General features: G+C 69.5%; 18 protein-coding genes. 7 read left to right on the forward strand and 11 right to left on the reverse strand.

The genetic code is table 11. The features are described 5' to 3' along the window. Positions 1-18: 18 nt before the first annotated feature. The 3 genes from AUC47_RS09300 to AUC47_RS09310 form a co-directional block, all read right to left on the reverse strand. Positions 19-828, reverse strand: coding sequence for an ABC transporter permease (locus AUC47_RS09300; RefSeq protein ID WP_096714938.1), 810 nt, complete (start codon positions 826-828; stop codon positions 19-21). After that, positions 825-1736, reverse strand: coding sequence for an ABC transporter ATP-binding protein (locus AUC47_RS09305; protein WP_096714939.1), 912 nt, complete (start codon positions 1734-1736; stop codon positions 825-827). The genes AUC47_RS09300 and AUC47_RS09305 overlap by 4 nt, the downstream gene beginning before the upstream one ends. A 112-nt stretch (positions 1737-1848) precedes the next feature. Then, complete coding sequence (locus tag AUC47_RS09310; protein ID WP_096714940.1) at positions 1849-2475, reverse strand: SOS response-associated peptidase family protein; 627 nt, start codon at positions 2473-2475, stop codon at positions 1849-1851. Between the two features lie 69 nt (positions 2476-2544). On the opposite strand from AUC47_RS09310, the gene AUC47_RS09315 reads away from it, so the two are divergent. Then, positions 2545-3483 (forward strand): DMT family transporter, encoded by a 939-nt coding sequence (locus AUC47_RS09315; protein ID WP_256999502.1) that lies wholly within the window; start codon positions 2545-2547, stop codon positions 3481-3483. Here the strand turns inward: AUC47_RS09315 and AUC47_RS09320 are convergent, their stop codons facing one another. Both AUC47_RS09320 and msrB read right to left on the reverse strand, forming a co-directional pair. Then, entirely contained in the window at positions 3484-4044 is a 561-nt protein-coding gene (locus AUC47_RS09320; protein ID WP_096714941.1) for a nitroreductase family protein, read from the reverse strand. After that, the gene (msrB, locus tag AUC47_RS09325; RefSeq protein WP_096714942.1) at positions 4041-4445 is read right to left on the reverse strand and encodes a peptide-methionine (R)-S-oxide reductase MsrB; all 405 of its coding nucleotides are present in this window, start codon (positions 4443-4445) and stop codon (positions 4041-4043) included. Before msrB ends, AUC47_RS09320 begins: the two co-directional genes overlap by 4 nt. 67 nt (positions 4446-4512) lie before the next feature. On the opposite strand from msrB, the gene AUC47_RS09330 reads away from it, so the two are divergent. The 4 genes from AUC47_RS09330 (at position 4513) to groL (ending at position 8148) form a co-directional block, all read left to right on the forward strand. Continuing rightward, on the forward strand, positions 4513-5490 hold the full coding sequence (locus AUC47_RS09330; protein ID WP_096714943.1) for a DUF2332 domain-containing protein: 978 nt from the start codon (positions 4513-4515) through the stop codon (positions 5488-5490). Positions 5491-5514: 24 nt separating this feature from the next. After that, on the forward strand, positions 5515-5772 hold the full coding sequence (locus tag AUC47_RS09335) for a DUF3263 domain-containing protein (RefSeq protein WP_096714944.1): 258 nt from the start codon (positions 5515-5517) through the stop codon (positions 5770-5772). Between the two features lie 69 nt (positions 5773-5841). Continuing rightward, the gene (locus AUC47_RS09340) at positions 5842-6417 is read left to right on the forward strand and encodes a LytR C-terminal domain-containing protein (RefSeq protein WP_306453245.1); all 576 of its coding nucleotides are present in this window, start codon (positions 5842-5844) and stop codon (positions 6415-6417) included. Positions 6418-6528: 111 nt separating this feature from the next. After that, on the forward strand, positions 6529-8148 hold the full coding sequence (gene groL / locus AUC47_RS09345; RefSeq protein WP_096714946.1) for a chaperonin GroEL: 1620 nt from the start codon (positions 6529-6531) through the stop codon (positions 8146-8148). Positions 8149-8211: 63 nt separating this feature from the next. Here groL and AUC47_RS09350 read toward each other — a convergent pair whose 3' ends face one another. The 6 genes from AUC47_RS09350 to AUC47_RS09375 all read right to left on the reverse strand — a co-directional run bounded on the left by AUC47_RS09350 (position 8212) and on the right by AUC47_RS09375 (position 14765). Next, positions 8212-8499, reverse strand: a complete 288-nt coding sequence (locus tag AUC47_RS09350) for a WXG100 family type VII secretion target (RefSeq protein ID WP_096714947.1) — start codon at positions 8497-8499, stop codon at positions 8212-8214. A gap of 121 nt (positions 8500-8620) precedes the next feature. Next, positions 8621-10324 (reverse strand): sensor histidine kinase, encoded by a 1704-nt coding sequence (locus tag AUC47_RS09355; protein WP_096714948.1) that lies wholly within the window; start codon positions 10322-10324, stop codon positions 8621-8623. A gap of 50 nt (positions 10325-10374) precedes the next feature. Continuing rightward, positions 10375-11061, reverse strand: coding sequence for a response regulator transcription factor (locus AUC47_RS09360; RefSeq protein WP_096714949.1), 687 nt, complete (start codon positions 11059-11061; stop codon positions 10375-10377). A 56-nt stretch (positions 11062-11117) separates the two neighbouring features. Then, positions 11118-12758 (reverse strand): DNA repair helicase XPB, encoded by a 1641-nt coding sequence (locus AUC47_RS09365; protein WP_096714950.1) that lies wholly within the window; start codon positions 12756-12758, stop codon positions 11118-11120. A gap of 11 nt (positions 12759-12769) precedes the next feature. Next, entirely contained in the window at positions 12770-14479 is a 1710-nt protein-coding gene (locus AUC47_RS09370) for a helicase-associated domain-containing protein (protein ID WP_096714951.1), read from the reverse strand. 10 nt (positions 14480-14489) lie between these two features. Further along, positions 14490-14765 carry a multidrug ABC transporter ATPase gene (locus AUC47_RS09375; protein ID WP_096714952.1) on the reverse strand — a complete coding sequence of 92 codons (276 nt, stop codon included), beginning with the start codon at positions 14763-14765 and terminating at the stop codon, positions 14490-14492. Positions 14766-14921: 156 nt separating this feature from the next. Between AUC47_RS09375 and AUC47_RS09380 the strand changes: the two genes are divergently transcribed. Together AUC47_RS09380 and AUC47_RS09385 are read left to right on the forward strand one after the other, a co-directional pair. Continuing rightward, complete coding sequence (locus AUC47_RS09380) at positions 14922-15302, forward strand: cold-shock protein (RefSeq protein WP_096714953.1); 381 nt, start codon at positions 14922-14924, stop codon at positions 15300-15302. Beyond that, positions 15286-15939 (forward strand): DUF3027 domain-containing protein, encoded by a 654-nt coding sequence (locus AUC47_RS09385; protein ID WP_096714954.1) that lies wholly within the window; start codon positions 15286-15288, stop codon positions 15937-15939. The genes AUC47_RS09380 and AUC47_RS09385 overlap by 17 nt, the downstream gene beginning before the upstream one ends. The last annotated feature ends 28 nt before the right edge of the window (positions 15940-15967 follow it).

Consider the following 15967-nt stretch of genomic DNA (forward strand, 5'->3'; position numbering starts at 1 on the left):
CTCTACGCGGCCGTGAGGTCACGCGTCGCGGGTGCGCAGTACGACCCACGCGGCGAGGAGGCTGCCGACCGTCCACGCCCCGAGCGTCAGATACGCGACCGGCTCGTCGAGGGCGGCGCCCTGGGGGAGGATCGCGCTCTGCGCGGCGGCGACCGGCAGATACGTGGAGGCATCCACGACCCAGGCCCAGGCCTCGCCCGCCATGGTGAAGAAGCTCGCCACGATCGGGAGGACGAAGAGCAGGCCGACGGTCGCCGCGATCGCCCCCGCACCGGAACGGAGCAGGAAGCCGAACGCGACGCCGATGAGCGCGAACACGGCCATCGCCAGCGACGAGACGATGATCGGGAGGATCGACAGCGACGGATCGCTCCAATCGATGCCCTGATCGCGCGACGAGACGATCGCCGACACGGCCACGGCCGCCGCTGAGAAGATGACGACCGAGCTGACGAACAGGAACAGCGCCACGACCAGGGCCTTGGCGAGCAGAGCAGACCCGCGGCGGGGGTTGGCCGTCAGGGTCGAGCGGATCATGCCGGTCGAGTACTCGCCGGTCACGGAGATCGCGCCCAGGATGCCGGCGAGCAGCATCGTGAACTGGATCGGCATGACGACCGCCTGGATCGGCTCGAACCCCGGCGCATCGATCGCCTGAGCGATGAGGACGGCGATGCCGACGGTGAGCACGGCGGTGATCGCGATCGACCACCAGGTGGAGCGGAGGGTGGCGAGCTTGATCCACTCGCCGCGCACCTCGCGCAGGAACGACAGTCGATGACCCGTATCGACGCGCTGTCGCGTGCGGGCGGGAGCCTGGGTGGTCATGAGATCTCCTTGGTCCGGTACTCGACCGCGTCGCCGGTCAAAGCGAGGTAGGCGTCTTCGAGGGAACCGGTGGTGGGGGTGAGTTCGTGGAGCGGGATGCCGCGGTCCGCGGCCAGATCGCCGATGCGCGAGGCGGGCAGGCCGACGACGTCGAGGAGGTCGGGCGCGGTGCTGACGATCTCGACGTCGGGTCCCCCCACCACCGCGGCGAGGTCGGCGGCGCGCGGCGTGCGGACCCGGACGGTGTTGCGGGTCCAGGCGCGCACGAGCTCGTCGAGGGGAGCATCGGCGAGCACCTGGCCGCGACCCATCACGATGACGTGATCGGCGGTCTGCGCCATCTCGCTCATCAGGTGGCTGGAGAGCAGCACCGTGCGACCCTCCGAGGCGGCGTGCCGCACGAACTGACGCACCCAGCGCACGCCCTCCGGGTCGAGGCCGTTGACCGGCTCATCGAGGATCAGCGTGTGCGGGTCGCCGAGCAGTGCCGACGCGATGCCGAGGCGCTGGCCCATGCCGAGCGAGAACTTCCCGGCGCGTTTGCGGGCTACCGGTCCGATGCCGGCGAGTTCGATGACCTCATCCACACGCGAGGCGGGGATGCCGTGGGTCGCCGCCATCGCCCGCAGGTGGTTGCGTGCGGTGCGGCCCGTGTGCACGGCCTTGGCATCGAGCAGCACGCCGACCTCTGTGAGTGGCGCGCGCAGCTTGCGGTACTCCCGTCCTGCAACGGTCGCGGTGCCCGCGGTCGGCCGGTCGAGGCCGACGATGAGGCGCATCGTGGTGGACTTGCCCGCGCCGTTGGGGCCGAGGAATCCTGTGACGGTGCCCGGCTTGACCGTGAACGACACGTCCTGAACGGCTGTCTTGTCTCCGAACCTCTTCGTGAGGCCCTCTGCTGTGATCATGCCTTCGACGCTACGGCCCAGGGACGCTGCACCGCGTCCTCCTGTGGTACCGGAACGCGCGGCGTCGTCCTCCGGATCCGTAGCACCGGAGGACGATCCCGCCGACGGACGATCAGTCGCGCGGACGAGCCGTCACGCGAGCGGACACCTCTTCCGATGCGGCGATCGCCTCATCGATGATCTCTCTCGTGGGCTCGGCGGTCAGCCAGTCGTGGCTCAATGACGCGGGGATCAGCAGCGGCATCCGGTCGTGGATGTCGGCGAGGCGGTCGGGAGCGGGGCGCATGACGATCGAGTAGCAGGTGAACCAGGTGCCGTCCGTGGTGCGGCCGCGCTGCGTCACCGCCGCCATGCCGAACAGCGCGCCGTCGTCGACGAGGAACTCGTGCCACACGCGCTCGGGCTTCTTCATCTCGTACCAGCTCGTCGCAGGGACCAGAGCGCGGGTCTTCAACCCGCCGGGGCGATCCTGGAGGCGTTCGGACCTGGTGTTGATCGACGGGAACTTCGAGGGCTCGCCTCCGACGAGGAAACCCCACCACGCGGACTCGAGGGTCGGCGCGGTGTCGGGCTGCATCACGATCGGGTTGAGGTTGCGGAGGTTCTTGCCGGTGGGGCGCACCGTCTCGTTCGCGTTCTCCTCCGCCCACCCGCGGAGGCCGTCGAGCACCGCCTCATCGGCGGCCTCGAGGAGCTCCGTGTCGGTGAATCGGGGATCAAGTCCGTAGCTCGCGCACATGCCGCCAGCGTACGCCGCGCCACCGACACCGGCCCAGGACGCGATCCGACGCTCGGGTAGGGTCGACGGGTGACACTCGACCGCCGCCTGTCCGCTCCCGTCGCGCTCGGCGGCGCAGTCGCGATCGGCGTCATGACGGCCGTGCAGGCTCGCATCAACGGCGTCCTCGGAGTGAGGGTCGACAACGGGATCGTGGCCGGTCTCATCTCCTTCTCGGTGGGACTCGCGGCGCTGATCGCGGTGATCGTCTGCATCCCCTCCGCGCGTCGAGGCGTGGGGCGTCTGCGCGACGGCATCCGACACCGGACGATCCCGTTCTGGATGCTGCTGGGGGGCGCCTGCGGCGCCTTGACCGTCTCGACGCAGGGGGTGACGGCGGGAGTCCTCGGCGTCTCGCTGTTCACGGTCGGGGTCGTGGCCGGGCAGACCCTCCACGGGCTCATCCTCGACCGGATCGGCTTCGGACCCGCCGGCGTGGTCGCCGTCACACCCGGACGGGTGCTCGGGGGAGGGCTGGCGCTCGCCGCGGTGGGGATATCGCTCAGCGGCGACGTCCTCACGACCGCGCCGCTCTGGATGCTGCCGCTGCCCTTCGCCGCCGGCGTCGGCATCGCATGGCAGGCGGCGACGAACGGACGCCTCGCGCAGCGGGTGGCGTCGCCGCTCATCGCGACGTTCACGAGCTTCATCGCCGGCACGGTCGCCCTGCTTCTCGCCGCGGCCGTGAGCGTGGCGATCCGCGGCCTGCCCGCTGTCCCACCGGCAGAGCCGTGGCTGTACCTCGGTGGGTTCCTCGGCTTCGCCTACATCCTGCTCGGCGCCTTCATCGTCGCGCACACCGGCGTGCTGCTGATGGGGCTCGGGTCGGTGCTCGGACAGCTCGCCGCATCCGTCGTCATCGACCTCGTCTGGCCCGCTGCCGCAGGGCCCGCCCTGTGGCAGATCGTCGGGATGGTCGTGGTGGCGGTGGGATCCGTCGTCGTCGCGCTGCCGCGTCGCCGCCGTTGACTACTGCTTCGCGTCGCGCTTCTTCGGCTTCGGCATCCGGGTGACGAGCTTGCGTGCCTCGACGCTCTTGCGCCGCCCCGGCTTCTTGCCCTCCGGCTTGCCGCCGACGTAGAGCCAGCCGAGCAGCTCCTCGTTCTTGCCGAGGCCGTGCGCCTTCGCGACGGCCTTGGCGCGGGTGTAGTGCCCGGTGCGCCAGATGACGCCCCAGCCCGCCTCGTCGAGCAGCAGGCTCAGCATGTGAGCGACACCGGATGCCACGGCCTCCTGCTCCCAGCGCGGCACCTTGTCGCTCTTGCGATAGCTGGCGACCACGGCGATCAGCAGCGGCGCACGCAGCGGCTTGGTCGAGGGCGACGAGTCGCCCTGCGCCTTGGCGATCGCGGCACCCAGCACCTCGCGGTCGCTGCCGCGCATCTCGATGAGACGCCACGGGCGCAGCGACGAGTGGTCGGCGACGCGACCGGCCGCAGCGACGAGGTGCAGCAGCTCCTCCCGGGACGGTGCCTCGGCGGTGACCTTCGACCAGGACTGACGCGAGCGGACGGCCTCGAGCGCGCTCACGACTCGTCGGGGGTGAAGTTCAGCGCGATCGAGTTCATGCAGTAGCGGTCGCCGGTCGGCGTGCCGAAACCGTCGGGGAACACGTGGCCGAGGTGCGAGCCGCAGGTCGCGCAGCGCACCTCGGTGCGCACCATGCCGAGGCTCGTGTCCTCGATCAGCTCGACCGCATCGGGGCGGACGGATTCGTAGAAGCTCGGCCAGCCGCATCCGGAGTCGAACTTCGTGCCGCTCTTGAACAGCTCGGCGCCGCAGGCGCCGCAGGTGTAGAGGCCGGCACGGTTCTCGTCGAGCAGCTCGCCGGTCCAGGCCCGTTCGGTCGCCGCTTCACGCAGCACGGCGTACTGGTCGGCGCCCAGCTCCTCGCGCCACTCGTCTTCGGTCTTGTCCACGCTGTACGACATCGGTCCTCCTGAGGGTCTTCCCCCATTCTCTCGTGTCCGGCGGGGGTCGGCGCGGCAGAATGGTCATATGACGGATGCCGTGCAGCAGCGTTACGCGCGGTTCGCCGCAGAGGAGGCGCCGGGGCGCAGCGAGGTGTACGCCGAGTGGGCCGCGGGAGTGGCCGGGGACCCGGCACTCTCCGACATCATCTCGAGGATCCCCGAGACCCGACGGCAGCCGCCGCTCGTCTTCGCGGTCACCCGGATGCTCGGTGCGGGCACCGGTCCGTTCGACACCTGGCGCGACTTCGTGATGGCGCGCGCCGACGAGATCGTCGCGGAGTGCACAGGCCGTCGACTTCAGACCAACGAGCCGCTGCGTCTCGCCGCGCTGCTCCCCGTGCTCTCCGAGATCGACGGACCCATCGCCCTGCTCGAGATCGGCGCATCCGCCGGGCTCTGTCTCTATCCCGACCGCTACTCGTACCGCTTCGTGGACGGGGCAGGTCGGGTGCGCGCCGCGCTCGACCCCGCTGACGGACCGTCGACCGTCCTGCTGGAGAGCCGGGTCGACGGCGAGATCCCCGAGCTCCGGATGCCGCGCGTCGTCTGGCGCGGAGGAATCGACCTCGCCCCGCTCGACGCCCGCGACGCCCGCGACCGGCGCTGGCTGCGCTCGCTCGTGTGGCCGGGGGAGGAGGGCCGTGGGGAGCGGGTGACGGCTGCGCTCGACATCGCCTCCGCCGATCCGCCGGTGCTGCTGCAGGGCGACGCGCTCGAGCGCCTCGACGAGCTGGGGAGGGCGGCGCCCTCCGACGCGACCCTCGTGATCACGACCCCCGGTGTGCTCGTGCACATCCCGCGCGCGATGCGGACGGCGCTCGTCGACCGCATCCTCGCCCTGTCCGCGCGCTGGGTGACGATCGATCCGCCCGCTCTCCTCGACGTGTGGGAGCCGCCCATGGTGGGAGAGGAGTGGCCGGGGTTCGTCGTGGCCCTCGACGGCAGGGTGCGAGCGGCAGCCGATCCACTCGGACGATGGTGGGAGTGGCGCGCGGCCGAGTGAGGCGACCCGACGTAGTCTGAGCGCATGCGCGGAGAGCTCACGGAACGGGATCGTCTGATCCTCGCTCTCGAGACCGCCTGGCCGCGGCACGGCGGGGCGAAGGAAGAGGTCATCCGCGCGCAGCTGGGCATGAGCGCGGCGCGGTACTACCAGCTTCTCGGCCGGCTGATCGACTCCGAGGCCGCGTTGGAGTTCGACCCCCTGCTGGTCGGCCGACTGCGCCGGATCCGCGATCGCCGCGCCTTCCAGCGCTCCGCCCGCACCGCCGGGTTCGTCGGCTGATCGGGCCCGCGCCACGCGCTGAGCGGCCGCCGACGCGGATACACAGTGCGGTGCCGTTAGCATCGAGGGGTGTCTAAGCCGAACCGCGATCGATTCGACGACGTCCCCCGCACCTCCGGACGTGTGGGTGCGCATCGCGCCGAAGCGCCGGGGATGAACGGCTGGATCGTCCTCCTGTGGTCGTTCGTCGCCGCCCTCGTGCTCATCATCGGCGGCATCTTCGGCTCGCTCGTCGTCATGGGACGCATCAGTCTCTTCCCCGAGGCGGTCCCGACCGCGACCCCCACGCCCGAGGAGACCGGCGTCGTCGACACCACCTATTCGGTGCTCATCCTCAACGCGACGGCCGACGAGGGGCTCGACGACCAGATGCGCGACACGCTCATCAACAGCGGATGGTCGGCCGACGTGGTGTTCGCGAGCGACAGCACCAGTCAGGACTTCTCGACCACGACCGTGTACTACGTCGCCGACGAGGACGAGCTGGCCGCGATCGGGCTCGCCGGAGTCATCGGCGGAGCCGATGTGCAGCAGAGCGACTTCTACGCCGACATGAACGACACTGAGCAGAAGCAGCTCACGGTCGTGATCGGTCTCGACCGCTCCTCAAACCCGCCTGCGGCGACCGAGACCCCGGCTCCGTAGTCCCTCCACGGCGGCTTGCACTCGATGGGGTCGAGTGCCAGAATGGCGTTAGCACTCTCTCACTCTGAGTGCTAAACCCAACGTCTACGTCCAGGAGGGACGACAAAACTCATGGCAAAGATCATCGCTTTCGATGAGGAGGCCCGCCGCGGCCTCGAGCGCGGCCTCAACATCCTCGCCGACGCCGTCAAGGTGACGCTCGGCCCGCGCGGTCGCAACGTCGTGCTCGAGAAGAAGTGGGGCGCCCCCACGATCACGAACGACGGTGTGTCGATCGCCAAGGAGATCGAGCTGGACGACCCGTACGAGAAGATCGGCGCGGAGCTCGTCAAGGAGGTCGCCAAGAAGACCGACGACGTCGCCGGTGACGGAACCACCACCGCCACGGTGCTGGCTCAGGCGCTCGTGCGCGAGGGTCTGCGCAACGTCGCAGCCGGTTCCGACCCCATCTCGCTCAAGCGCGGCATCGAGAAGGCCGTCACGGCCATCACCGAGGAGCTGCTCGCCAGCGCGAAGGAGATCGACTCTAAGGAGCAGATCGCCGCGACCGCATCGATCTCGGCCGCTGACCCGGCCATCGGCGAGCTCATCGCCGAGGCGATCGACAAGGTCGGCAAGGAAGGCGTCGTCACGGTCGAGGAGTCGCAGACCTTCGGCACCGAGCTCGAGCTCACCGAGGGCATGCGCTTCGACAAGGGCTACCTGAACCCGTACTTCGTCACGGACCCGGAGCGCCAGGAGGCCGTCTTCGAGGACCCGTACATCCTCATCGCGAACCAGAAGATCTCGAACATCAAGGACCTTCTGCCGATCGTCGACAAGGTGATCCAGGACGGCAAGGAGCTCGTCATCATCGCCGAGGACGTCGAGGGCGAGGCTCTCGCGACCCTCGTGCTCAACAAGCTCAAGGGCATCTTCAAGTCGGTCGCCGTCAAGGCTCCCGGCTTCGGCGACCGTCGCAAGGCGCAGCTGCAGGACATCGCGATCCTCACGGGCGGCCAGGTCATCACCGAAGAGGTGGGCCTGAAGCTCGAGAACGCCACGCTCGACCTGCTCGGCCGTGCGCGCAAGGTCATCGTCACCAAGGACGAGACCACGATCGTCGAGGGTGCCGGTGAGGCCGACCAGATCGAGGGTCGCGTCACGCAGATCCGTCGCGAGATCGAGAACACCGACAGCGACTACGACCGTGAGAAGCTGCAGGAGCGCCTCGCGAAGCTCGCCGGCGGCGTCGCCGTCATCAAGGCAGGTGCCGCGACCGAGGTCGAGCTCAAGGAGCGCAAGCACCGCATCGAGGACGCCGTCCGCAACGCGAAGGCGGCCGTCGAGGAGGGCATCGTCCCCGGTGGTGGCGTGGCGCTCATCCAGTCGGGCACCAAGGCTCTCGACGCCCTCACGCTCTCGGGCGACGAGGCGACCGGCGCGAACATCGTCCGCGTCGCGATCGAGGCTCCGCTCAAGCAGATCGCGCTGAACGCCGGTCTCGAGCCGGGTGTCGTCGCGAACAAGGTGTCCGAGCTCCCCGCAGGTCAGGGCCTCAACGCCGCCAGCGGTGAGTACGGCGACATGTTCGCACAGGGCATCATCGACCCGGCCAAGGTGACCCGCTCGGCTCTGCAGAACGCGGCGTCGATCGCAGGCCTGTTCCTGACGACCGAGGCCGTCGTGGCCGACAAGCCCGAGAAGGCGGCGGCTCCGGCCGGCGACCCGACGGGTGGCATGGACTTCTGATCCAGAAGCGCTGAAGAGAAGACGCCCCGACCTCATGGTCGGGGCGTCTTTTCGTGCGCTCGGTCAGCGGAACAGACTCGCCGAGAACTGGTCGGCCTCGGCGTACTGGGTGGCGGCGCTGCCGAGCGAGTGGCCGATGGATTCGAGCGTCTGCTCGAGGTTCAGCTGACCCCCGCGCCATTGCTCCACGCAGGACTGGAACGCGCTCGACGCGTTCCCGACCCACGAGGACTGCAGCTGCGTGAGCTGGCTCATGAGTGTTGCGGCCTCGACGTGCAGCCGCTCCATGGTGGCGAGCGCGGCCGTGTGGGCCGCACCCACGGCCTCGGTGTCGACGGTGATGACGGACATGGAATCTCCTCTCGATGGGATTCCGACGATAGGAGCGCGGCGCCCGCGGCATCCGGCGTCCCGCCCCGCTCGCACCCGTGCTGTGCAGAACCCGCCCGTGGGTTCCGCGGTGGAGGAGCGGTCAGAGCGCGAGCGGGTCGATCGGCTGCGTGTCTTCGAGGAGATGGGCCGGAGTGGCCCGCGACGGCGCCAGCGGGAGCGTGATCGTGAACGTCGCTCCGCCGCCCGGCGTCTCCGTGACGGCTACGCTGCCGCGGAGCGCCTTCATGATGGACGCGACGATCGCCAGCCCGAGGCCGGAACCGCCGGTTTCGCGGGCGCGCGAGGTGTCGGCGCGCCAGAAGCGCTCGAAGATCTGATCGCGGATCTGCGGCGGGATGCCCTCTCCGTGATCGACGATCGAGATGCTGCCCGTTCCGCGGACGCGGTCGGCGTCGACGACGATCTCGAGGGGGCTGTCGGCCGGCGAGAACCGTCGCGCGTTGCCGAGCAGGTTCGTGACGACCTGGCGCACCTTGTTCTCCTCGCCCAGCACGATCGGGGGAGTGCGGACGGGCACGTCGGTGGCCTCCGTGAAGTCGATCCCCGTGACCTCGGGATCGGCCGGAGTACGCGGCCGGCGACGCAGACGTCCGAGCGTCGCACGAGAGAGCGCGCCGCGTGGTGTCGGAGGCTGCCGATCGGGGGCGACCGGGGTCGGGCGCGTCGTGACGTCGATGAGCGGGGCATCGACGGTGCGGTCGATCACCGACACCGTCCGACCCGGGGCGGCGGCGCGCAGATCGAGAGCCGCGTCGCGCGCGATCGGACGCAGATCGAGTGCCTCGATCTCGGGCTCGCGCTCCTCGTCGAGGCGCGCGAGCGCGAGGAGGTCCTCGACCAGCACGCCCATCCGGATCGCCTCCTTCTCGATGCGCTCCATGGCACGGGCGGTATCCTCCTCGCCCTTGATCGCACCCATGCGGTAGAGCTCGGCGTAGCCGCGCACGCTGACGAGGGGCGTCCGGAGCTCGTGGCTGGCGTCGCCGATGAAGCGTCGCATGTGCTGGACGGTGCGGTCGCGCTGGGCGAGAGATCCGTCGACGCGGTCGAGCATCGTGTTGATCGCCGTGTTGAGGCGGCCGACCTCGGTGGTCGGCTCGAGGTCTGTCAGTCGCTGGCTGAAGTCGCCCTTCGCGATCGACATGGCGGTGGATTCGACCTGACCGAGCCGACGGAAGGTGAGCGTGACGAGTCCTCGGGTGAGGAGGGCCGCGATGAGGATCGTGACGAGCGCGACGGTGATGTAGATGCCGAAGAACTGGCTGATGATCCGGTCGGCGTAGTCGAGGGGCATCGCCACCATCTGGATCCGCAGCGCGCCGTCGCCGTCTCCGGGCAGCAGCGCCACTGCCGCGCGGAAGTCGTCGCCCTTCGTGCCCGTGAGAGGGAACACGCCGTCGCCGGCGTTCTGTGCGTCCAGCAGGGTGTATTTCGAGGGGAAGAGCGGCTTGCCGCCGTTCGCGGAGTTGCCCGTCGTGGTCTGCAGCACGCCCTCGCCGTCGTAGATCGCGACGAAGAAGTCCCTGGGCGATTCGCGCGGTGTGTAGACCGTCTTCCCATCCTCGATCGACATGTCGAAGTACCGCGGGGCGAGGTCGGCCGAGACGAGCGCGGGCAGCTGCGCTTCGATGTTCCCGACCAGCGAGTTGCGCAGGATGGGCACGGTCCCGATCCCGGCGAGCAGGAGACCGAGGGCGAGAACGGCGACGGTGACGCCGGTGACCTTCGCGCGCAGGCTGATGGCCCGCCACCAGCGGGTGACCGCGTCAGGCTTGTGCGCCATGCGGCCCTCCCTCCGGCCGTCGTGGTACGGCGTCAGCGATCCGTCGACGACTACTTGCCGACCTTCAGCATGTAGCCGAAGCCGCGCTTGGTCTGGATGACCGACTCCTCGGTGTGCGGGTCGATCTTGCGGCGGAGGTAGGAGATGTAGCTCTCCACGATGCCGGCGTCGCCGTTGAAGTCGTACTCCCAGACGTGGTCGAGGATCTGCGCCTTCGACAGCACCCGGTTCGGATTCAGCATGAGGTAGCGCAGCAGCTTGAACTCGGTCGGGCTGAGCTCGATCGGCTCCTTGCCGACGTGCACGTCGTGCGTGTCCTGATCCATCGACAGCTCGCCGGCGCGGATGATCGACTCCTCGTCGGCCTGCATGGTGCGCCGCAGGATCGCCTGCGCGCGGGCGACGATCTCGTCGAGACTGAACGGCTTGGTGACGTAGTCGTCGCCCCCGGCGTTCAGGCCCTCGATCTTGTCGTCGGTGCCGTCCTTGGCCGTGAGGAAGAGGATCGGCGCCGTGAAGCCCGCACCACGGAGGCGCTTGGTGACACTGAATCCGTTCATGTCGGGCAGCATGACGTCGAGGATGATGAGGTCCGGCTCCTCCTCCAGCACCGCCGAGATCGTGGCGGCGCCGTTGGCGACCGTCTTGACCTGGAATCCGGCGAAGCTGAGACCCGTGGAGAGCAGGTCGCGGATGTTCGGCTCGTCGTCGACGACCAGGATGCGCGCATCAGTCATGTCCCCATTATGGTGACTCAGGCCATGCGGATGCTGACTATCCGTCGGAGCGGCGGTCAGGCCGCGATCGCGTCCGCATCCATGATCGTGTAGCTGTAGCCCTGCTCGGCGAGGAAGCGCTGGCGGTTCTGCGCGTAGTCCTGATCGATCGTGTCGCGGGCGACGAGCGTGTAGAAGCTGGCGGTGTGACCCGACTGCTTCGGCCGGAGAAGGCGGCCCAGTCGCTGGGCCTCCTCCTGCCGGGACCCGAAGGATCCCGAGACCTGGATCGCCACGGACGCCTCGGGGAGGTCGATCGAGAAGTTGGCGACCTTCGACACCACGAGCAGGTGGATCTCGCCCTCGCGGAACTGGCGATACAGCTCCTCGCGCTCGTCGACGGGGGTGGCGCCTGTGATCTGCGGCGCGTTCAGCGCCTCGGACAGCGTGTCGAGCTGGTCGAGGTACTGGCCGATCACGAGGATCTGCTCGTCGGGGTGCTTGGCGATCAGTTCGCGCACGGCGTCGATCTTCGCGGGCGCCGACGCGGCGAGCCGGTACCGCTCGTCGTCGGTCGCGGCGGCGTACTCGAGACGGTCGCTCGGGGGCAGGTCGACGCGGACCTCGTAGCAGACGGCGGGGGAGATGAAGCCCTGCGCCTCGATCTGCTTCCACGGCGCGTCGAACCGCTTGGGGCCGATCAGGCTGAACACGTCGCCCTCACGGCCGTCCTCGCGCACGAGGGTGGCGGTGAGACCGATGCGGCGGCGCGCCTGCAGGTCTGCGGTGAGCTTGAACACCGGCGCGGGGAGCAGGTGCACCTCGTCGTACACGATGAGTCCCCAGTCGAGAGCGTCGAGCAGGGCGAGGTGGGCGTACTGGCCTTTCCGTTTGGCGGTGAGGATCTGGTACGTCGCGATCGTGACCGGCTTGACCTCCTTGGCCTGGCCGGAGTACTCCCCGATCTCCTCCGGGGTGAGGCTCGTGCGCTTGAGGAGCTCGTCGCGCCACTGGCGTGCCGACACGGTGTTCGTCACGAGGATCAGCGTGGTGGTCTTCGTGGCGGCCATAGCCCCGGCGCCGACGATGGTCTTCCCGGCGCCGCAGGGCAGCACGACGACTCCGGATCCGTCCTTCGAGAACGCGTCGACGGCATCCTGCTGGTACGGCCGGATCTGCCAGGTGCCCTCATCCAGTTCGATCTCGTGCGGAGTGCCGGGCGTGTATCCGGCGAGGTCCTCGGCTGGCCAGCCGATCTTCAGCAGCTCCTGCTTGATCTGACCGCGCGCCCAGGCATCGATGACATAGGTGTCGGGGTTCGGATGACCGATCAGCAGCGGCTGGATGCGCTTGTTGTTCGCGACCTGGGCGAGCACCGCGGGGTCGGTCGAGCGCAGGATGAGCGTGCCTTCGTCGTCGCGTTCGATCACAAGGCGCCCGTAGCGGTTCACCGTCTCGCGAAGGTCGACGGCGACGGACGGCGGGACCGGGAAGCGCGACCACCGGTCGAGGGTCTCGAGCATGTCTTCGGCGCTGTGCCCGGCGGCGCGCGCATTCCAGAGCCCGAGACGGGTGATCCGGTAGGTGTGGATGTGCTCGGGAGCACGCTCGAGTTCGGCGAAGATCGCCAGCTCGTGGCGGGCGCTCTCGGCATCCGCGTGGGCGACCTCGAGGAGCACGGTGCGATCGCTCTGGACGATCAGAGGGCCATCAGACATAGCTGTCCAGTTTACTGGGCGATCACGGTCGCGGCGCGGATGCTCGACACCGGCAGCGTGCGCTCGACGTCTGCCGCCTTGTCGCGTCCGCGCAGGCGTCCGCCGCCGAGTCCGGTGGCCTCGAGCAGGAGGTCGCGCGTGCTGCCGTCCGGCATCCCCACGGTCACCTGGAGCACGGCCTTCGCGCGCACCGCCGCCTCGAGCTCCCGGTCGAGCCAGGCGGCGTCGGCATCCGGTCCCTGATGCGAGCGGAGCGCCGCGATGAGCGACGTGTAGTCGGCCGAGGCCGCTCCCGGCGTCGTGATCGGCGCGTGCCGTTCACCGGTGAGCACGGTGCCGTCCTCGCCCACGAGGGTCGCGGGGTATCGCGCGTCCGTGAGAGCCCAGTACACCGTGTCGCGACCGACGCGCGTGGTGAGGGAGCCGACGTGCTTCGTGAGAGCAAGGGGGCGGAGGGTCTGGTCGACCGCGATCGCCTCCACGAGATGCGGGTCCGAGCTCTCGATCCGGGTGCGGCCGGTCTCGGAATCCGTCGACACCCGGACGAGACCGTGACGCTGCGCCGTCTGCGCGATCAGGTAGCGGAGCGGCTGCGGGATGCCGGTGAGTGAGACGGCCTCGAGGAAGTCGATGAGCGACTCCTCGCTCTCTCCGGCGACGAGCGCACGTGCGACGGACTCCGGTGTGAACCGGTACGTCGATGCCTGTGCGGCGGATTCCCGCGCGGCGACCGTGCGCAGGCGCACGTCGAGGGCGGGGGCCAGGGGGCCGGGTGAGATCGCGCTGAGGTCGTTCTGGAGGAAGATCCGGTCGACCTCGGCGGGGAGCAGCGCTGTGAGTGAGGCCGGATCGGGATCGCGACCGTCGCGCAGGGGCGTCGCCCAGACGGGCTCGGTCCCGTCGTCGGCGACGAGACCGAGCAGGCGTGCCTGCTCGATCAACGCGGCGCTGCGGTCCGGCCACGCGGGATCCCATGGATGGGCCTGCGCCCAGTCGGAGAGCGGGATCCACCCACCCCTCTCAGACCGGATACCACGGGGAAGCGCATCGCGGAAGTCGCGGGCGAGGTCGCGCCATCGCTCGGACACCGACGATCGCAGCCACGCGTCCGCGATGTCCGTGGTGTGCAGGCGTCGGTCACCGACCGCGACGAGCCCTGCTGTCGACGCGATCGTCACGAGGTGGTCCACCGATTCCGTCGCGACGCCGGAGTCGGCCAGCTGTCGCTTCTCGCCCGCGCTGAGAGCGCCGGCCGCGAGCAGAGCGAACGGCCTGTCCGTCGCGGCGAGGAGAAGGTCGGCGATCGCGGCGACCGTGGTGAAAGCGCGCTCGGCGGCGTGCGCTGCGGCGCTCTCGCCCGCCCGCTCCTGATCGTGCGACGACACCGGGGCGAGGTCGGGGCGATCGGAGACCGCCGTCACGACGGGAGGCGGCACTTCTCCGTCGGGGCGCACGAGGGCGAGCCGCTCGAGGGTGCGGCGGTCGTCGGCGTCGTCGCTGCGCTCCCCGGCCGCCATGCGTTGCAGCGCCCTCGCCTCGTCGAGTGTGAGACGGGGGAGAGCCTTCGCGAGCGACGCCGGTTCGAGGAGCGCCTCGGCGGCGTCGAAGAAGTCCTGCCATCCGACGTCGGGGCGCACGCCGCGCTCGGAGAACAGCTCGCTCAGGTCGGCATCGCTCATCGCGGCCAGATGTTCGGCCAGCGGTCGGGCGTGCGTGCTCATGCCTGGTGCCTCAGGGTCGCGATCCCGCGCGACCCTTCCGGATGAAGCTCATCACGAGCAGCACGACGATCATCACGAATGCCGCGGGCAGACCCCAGTACGGGATCGCGGCGATCACCGGCCACGCGCCGGAGCCGAAGTCCTCCTGCCGCATGCCGACCGCGGTGCCGATGATGATCGCGAAGAAGCAGACAATGGATGCCGCGGCGAGCCCGAGCGCGGTGAAGGCGAGGATGCGGTCGACTCGACGCACCGGCACGTCGGGTTCGGGACTCTGACTGCTCATCCCGCTCAGCCTAGTCGCTGAGCGGGAACACGGCCTCGCGCGTCGCCGTCGCATTCCGCCGGTCTCCCCGCGCGTGAACCGACGCACCGGTAGGCTGGAGACGGCCGCATCCTGCGCGGTCGTCCAGCTCCACACCGACTCAGCGAGGTTTCTCCCATGCCCACCGGCAAGGTCAGGTTCTACGACGAAGACAAGGGTTTCGGCTTCATCGCCACCGATGACGGCCAGGACGTCTTCCTGCACGCCTCCGCGATGCCCGCCGGCGCCGTCGTCAAGGCCGGCGCGCGCGTCGAGTTCGGTGTCGCCGACGGAAAGCGCGGTCTGCAGGCGCTGTCGGTACGCGTTCTCGAGGCCCCGCCCAGCCTCGCCAAAGCAAAGCGCAAGCCCGCAGACGACATGGCGATCATCATCGAGGATCTCGTGAAGCTCCTCGACGGCATCGGCGGCGATCTGCGTCGGGGCCGCTACCCGTCGTCCGGTCACGGCCGCAAGATCGCGGCGGTCCTCCGCAAGGTTGCCGATGACCTCGAAGCCTGACGCCGACGAGCGCCTGCTCGACGCTCACGACCTCGCGCTCGCCGCGCTGCGCGAGATCACGCCTGCATCGACGATCGGACCCGCAGCCGGCTACCTCGTCGAGGATGACGGGTCGGTCTCGTTGCGCTTCGAGAATCGGCTGGCCGGATATCCCGGCTGGTACTGGACCGTCACGGTCGCGCGCGTCGAGGACGAAGAGCCGACGGTGCTCGAGACGGAGCTGCTGCCCGGCGACGGCGCACTCCTGGCACCGGAGTGGGTGCCGTGGGCCGAGCGTCTGGCCGAGTACCGTGCTCACCAGGCCGAGCTCGCCGAGCAGGCCGCGGCTGCGGCCGCCGAGCCGAACGGCGTCGACGCGGACGCCGAGGGCGACGCTGAGGACGACGATCTCGACGATGTCGATGAGGACGAGGACGAAGACCTCGAGGACGACTCCGAAGAGGACGACGACCTCGAGGATGACGAAGACGATGATCTCGATGACGACGAGCTGACCAGTGAGCCGCGGCCCGTGCACGGCGGCGACCTCGACGGCGTCGACATCGACGAGCTGGACGACTCGGAAGAGTCCGAGGACGACACGGCGGATGACGACGACGACGCTTTCGACGAGGATGATTCCGACGACGAGGAATGAACTCCCGCTGTCATGACGAAGGGGACCG

Origin of the sequence: Microbacterium sp. SZ1, assembly GCF_002362255.1 — a bacterium.
Classification (GTDB): Bacteria; Actinomycetota; Actinomycetes; order Actinomycetales; family Microbacteriaceae; genus Microbacterium.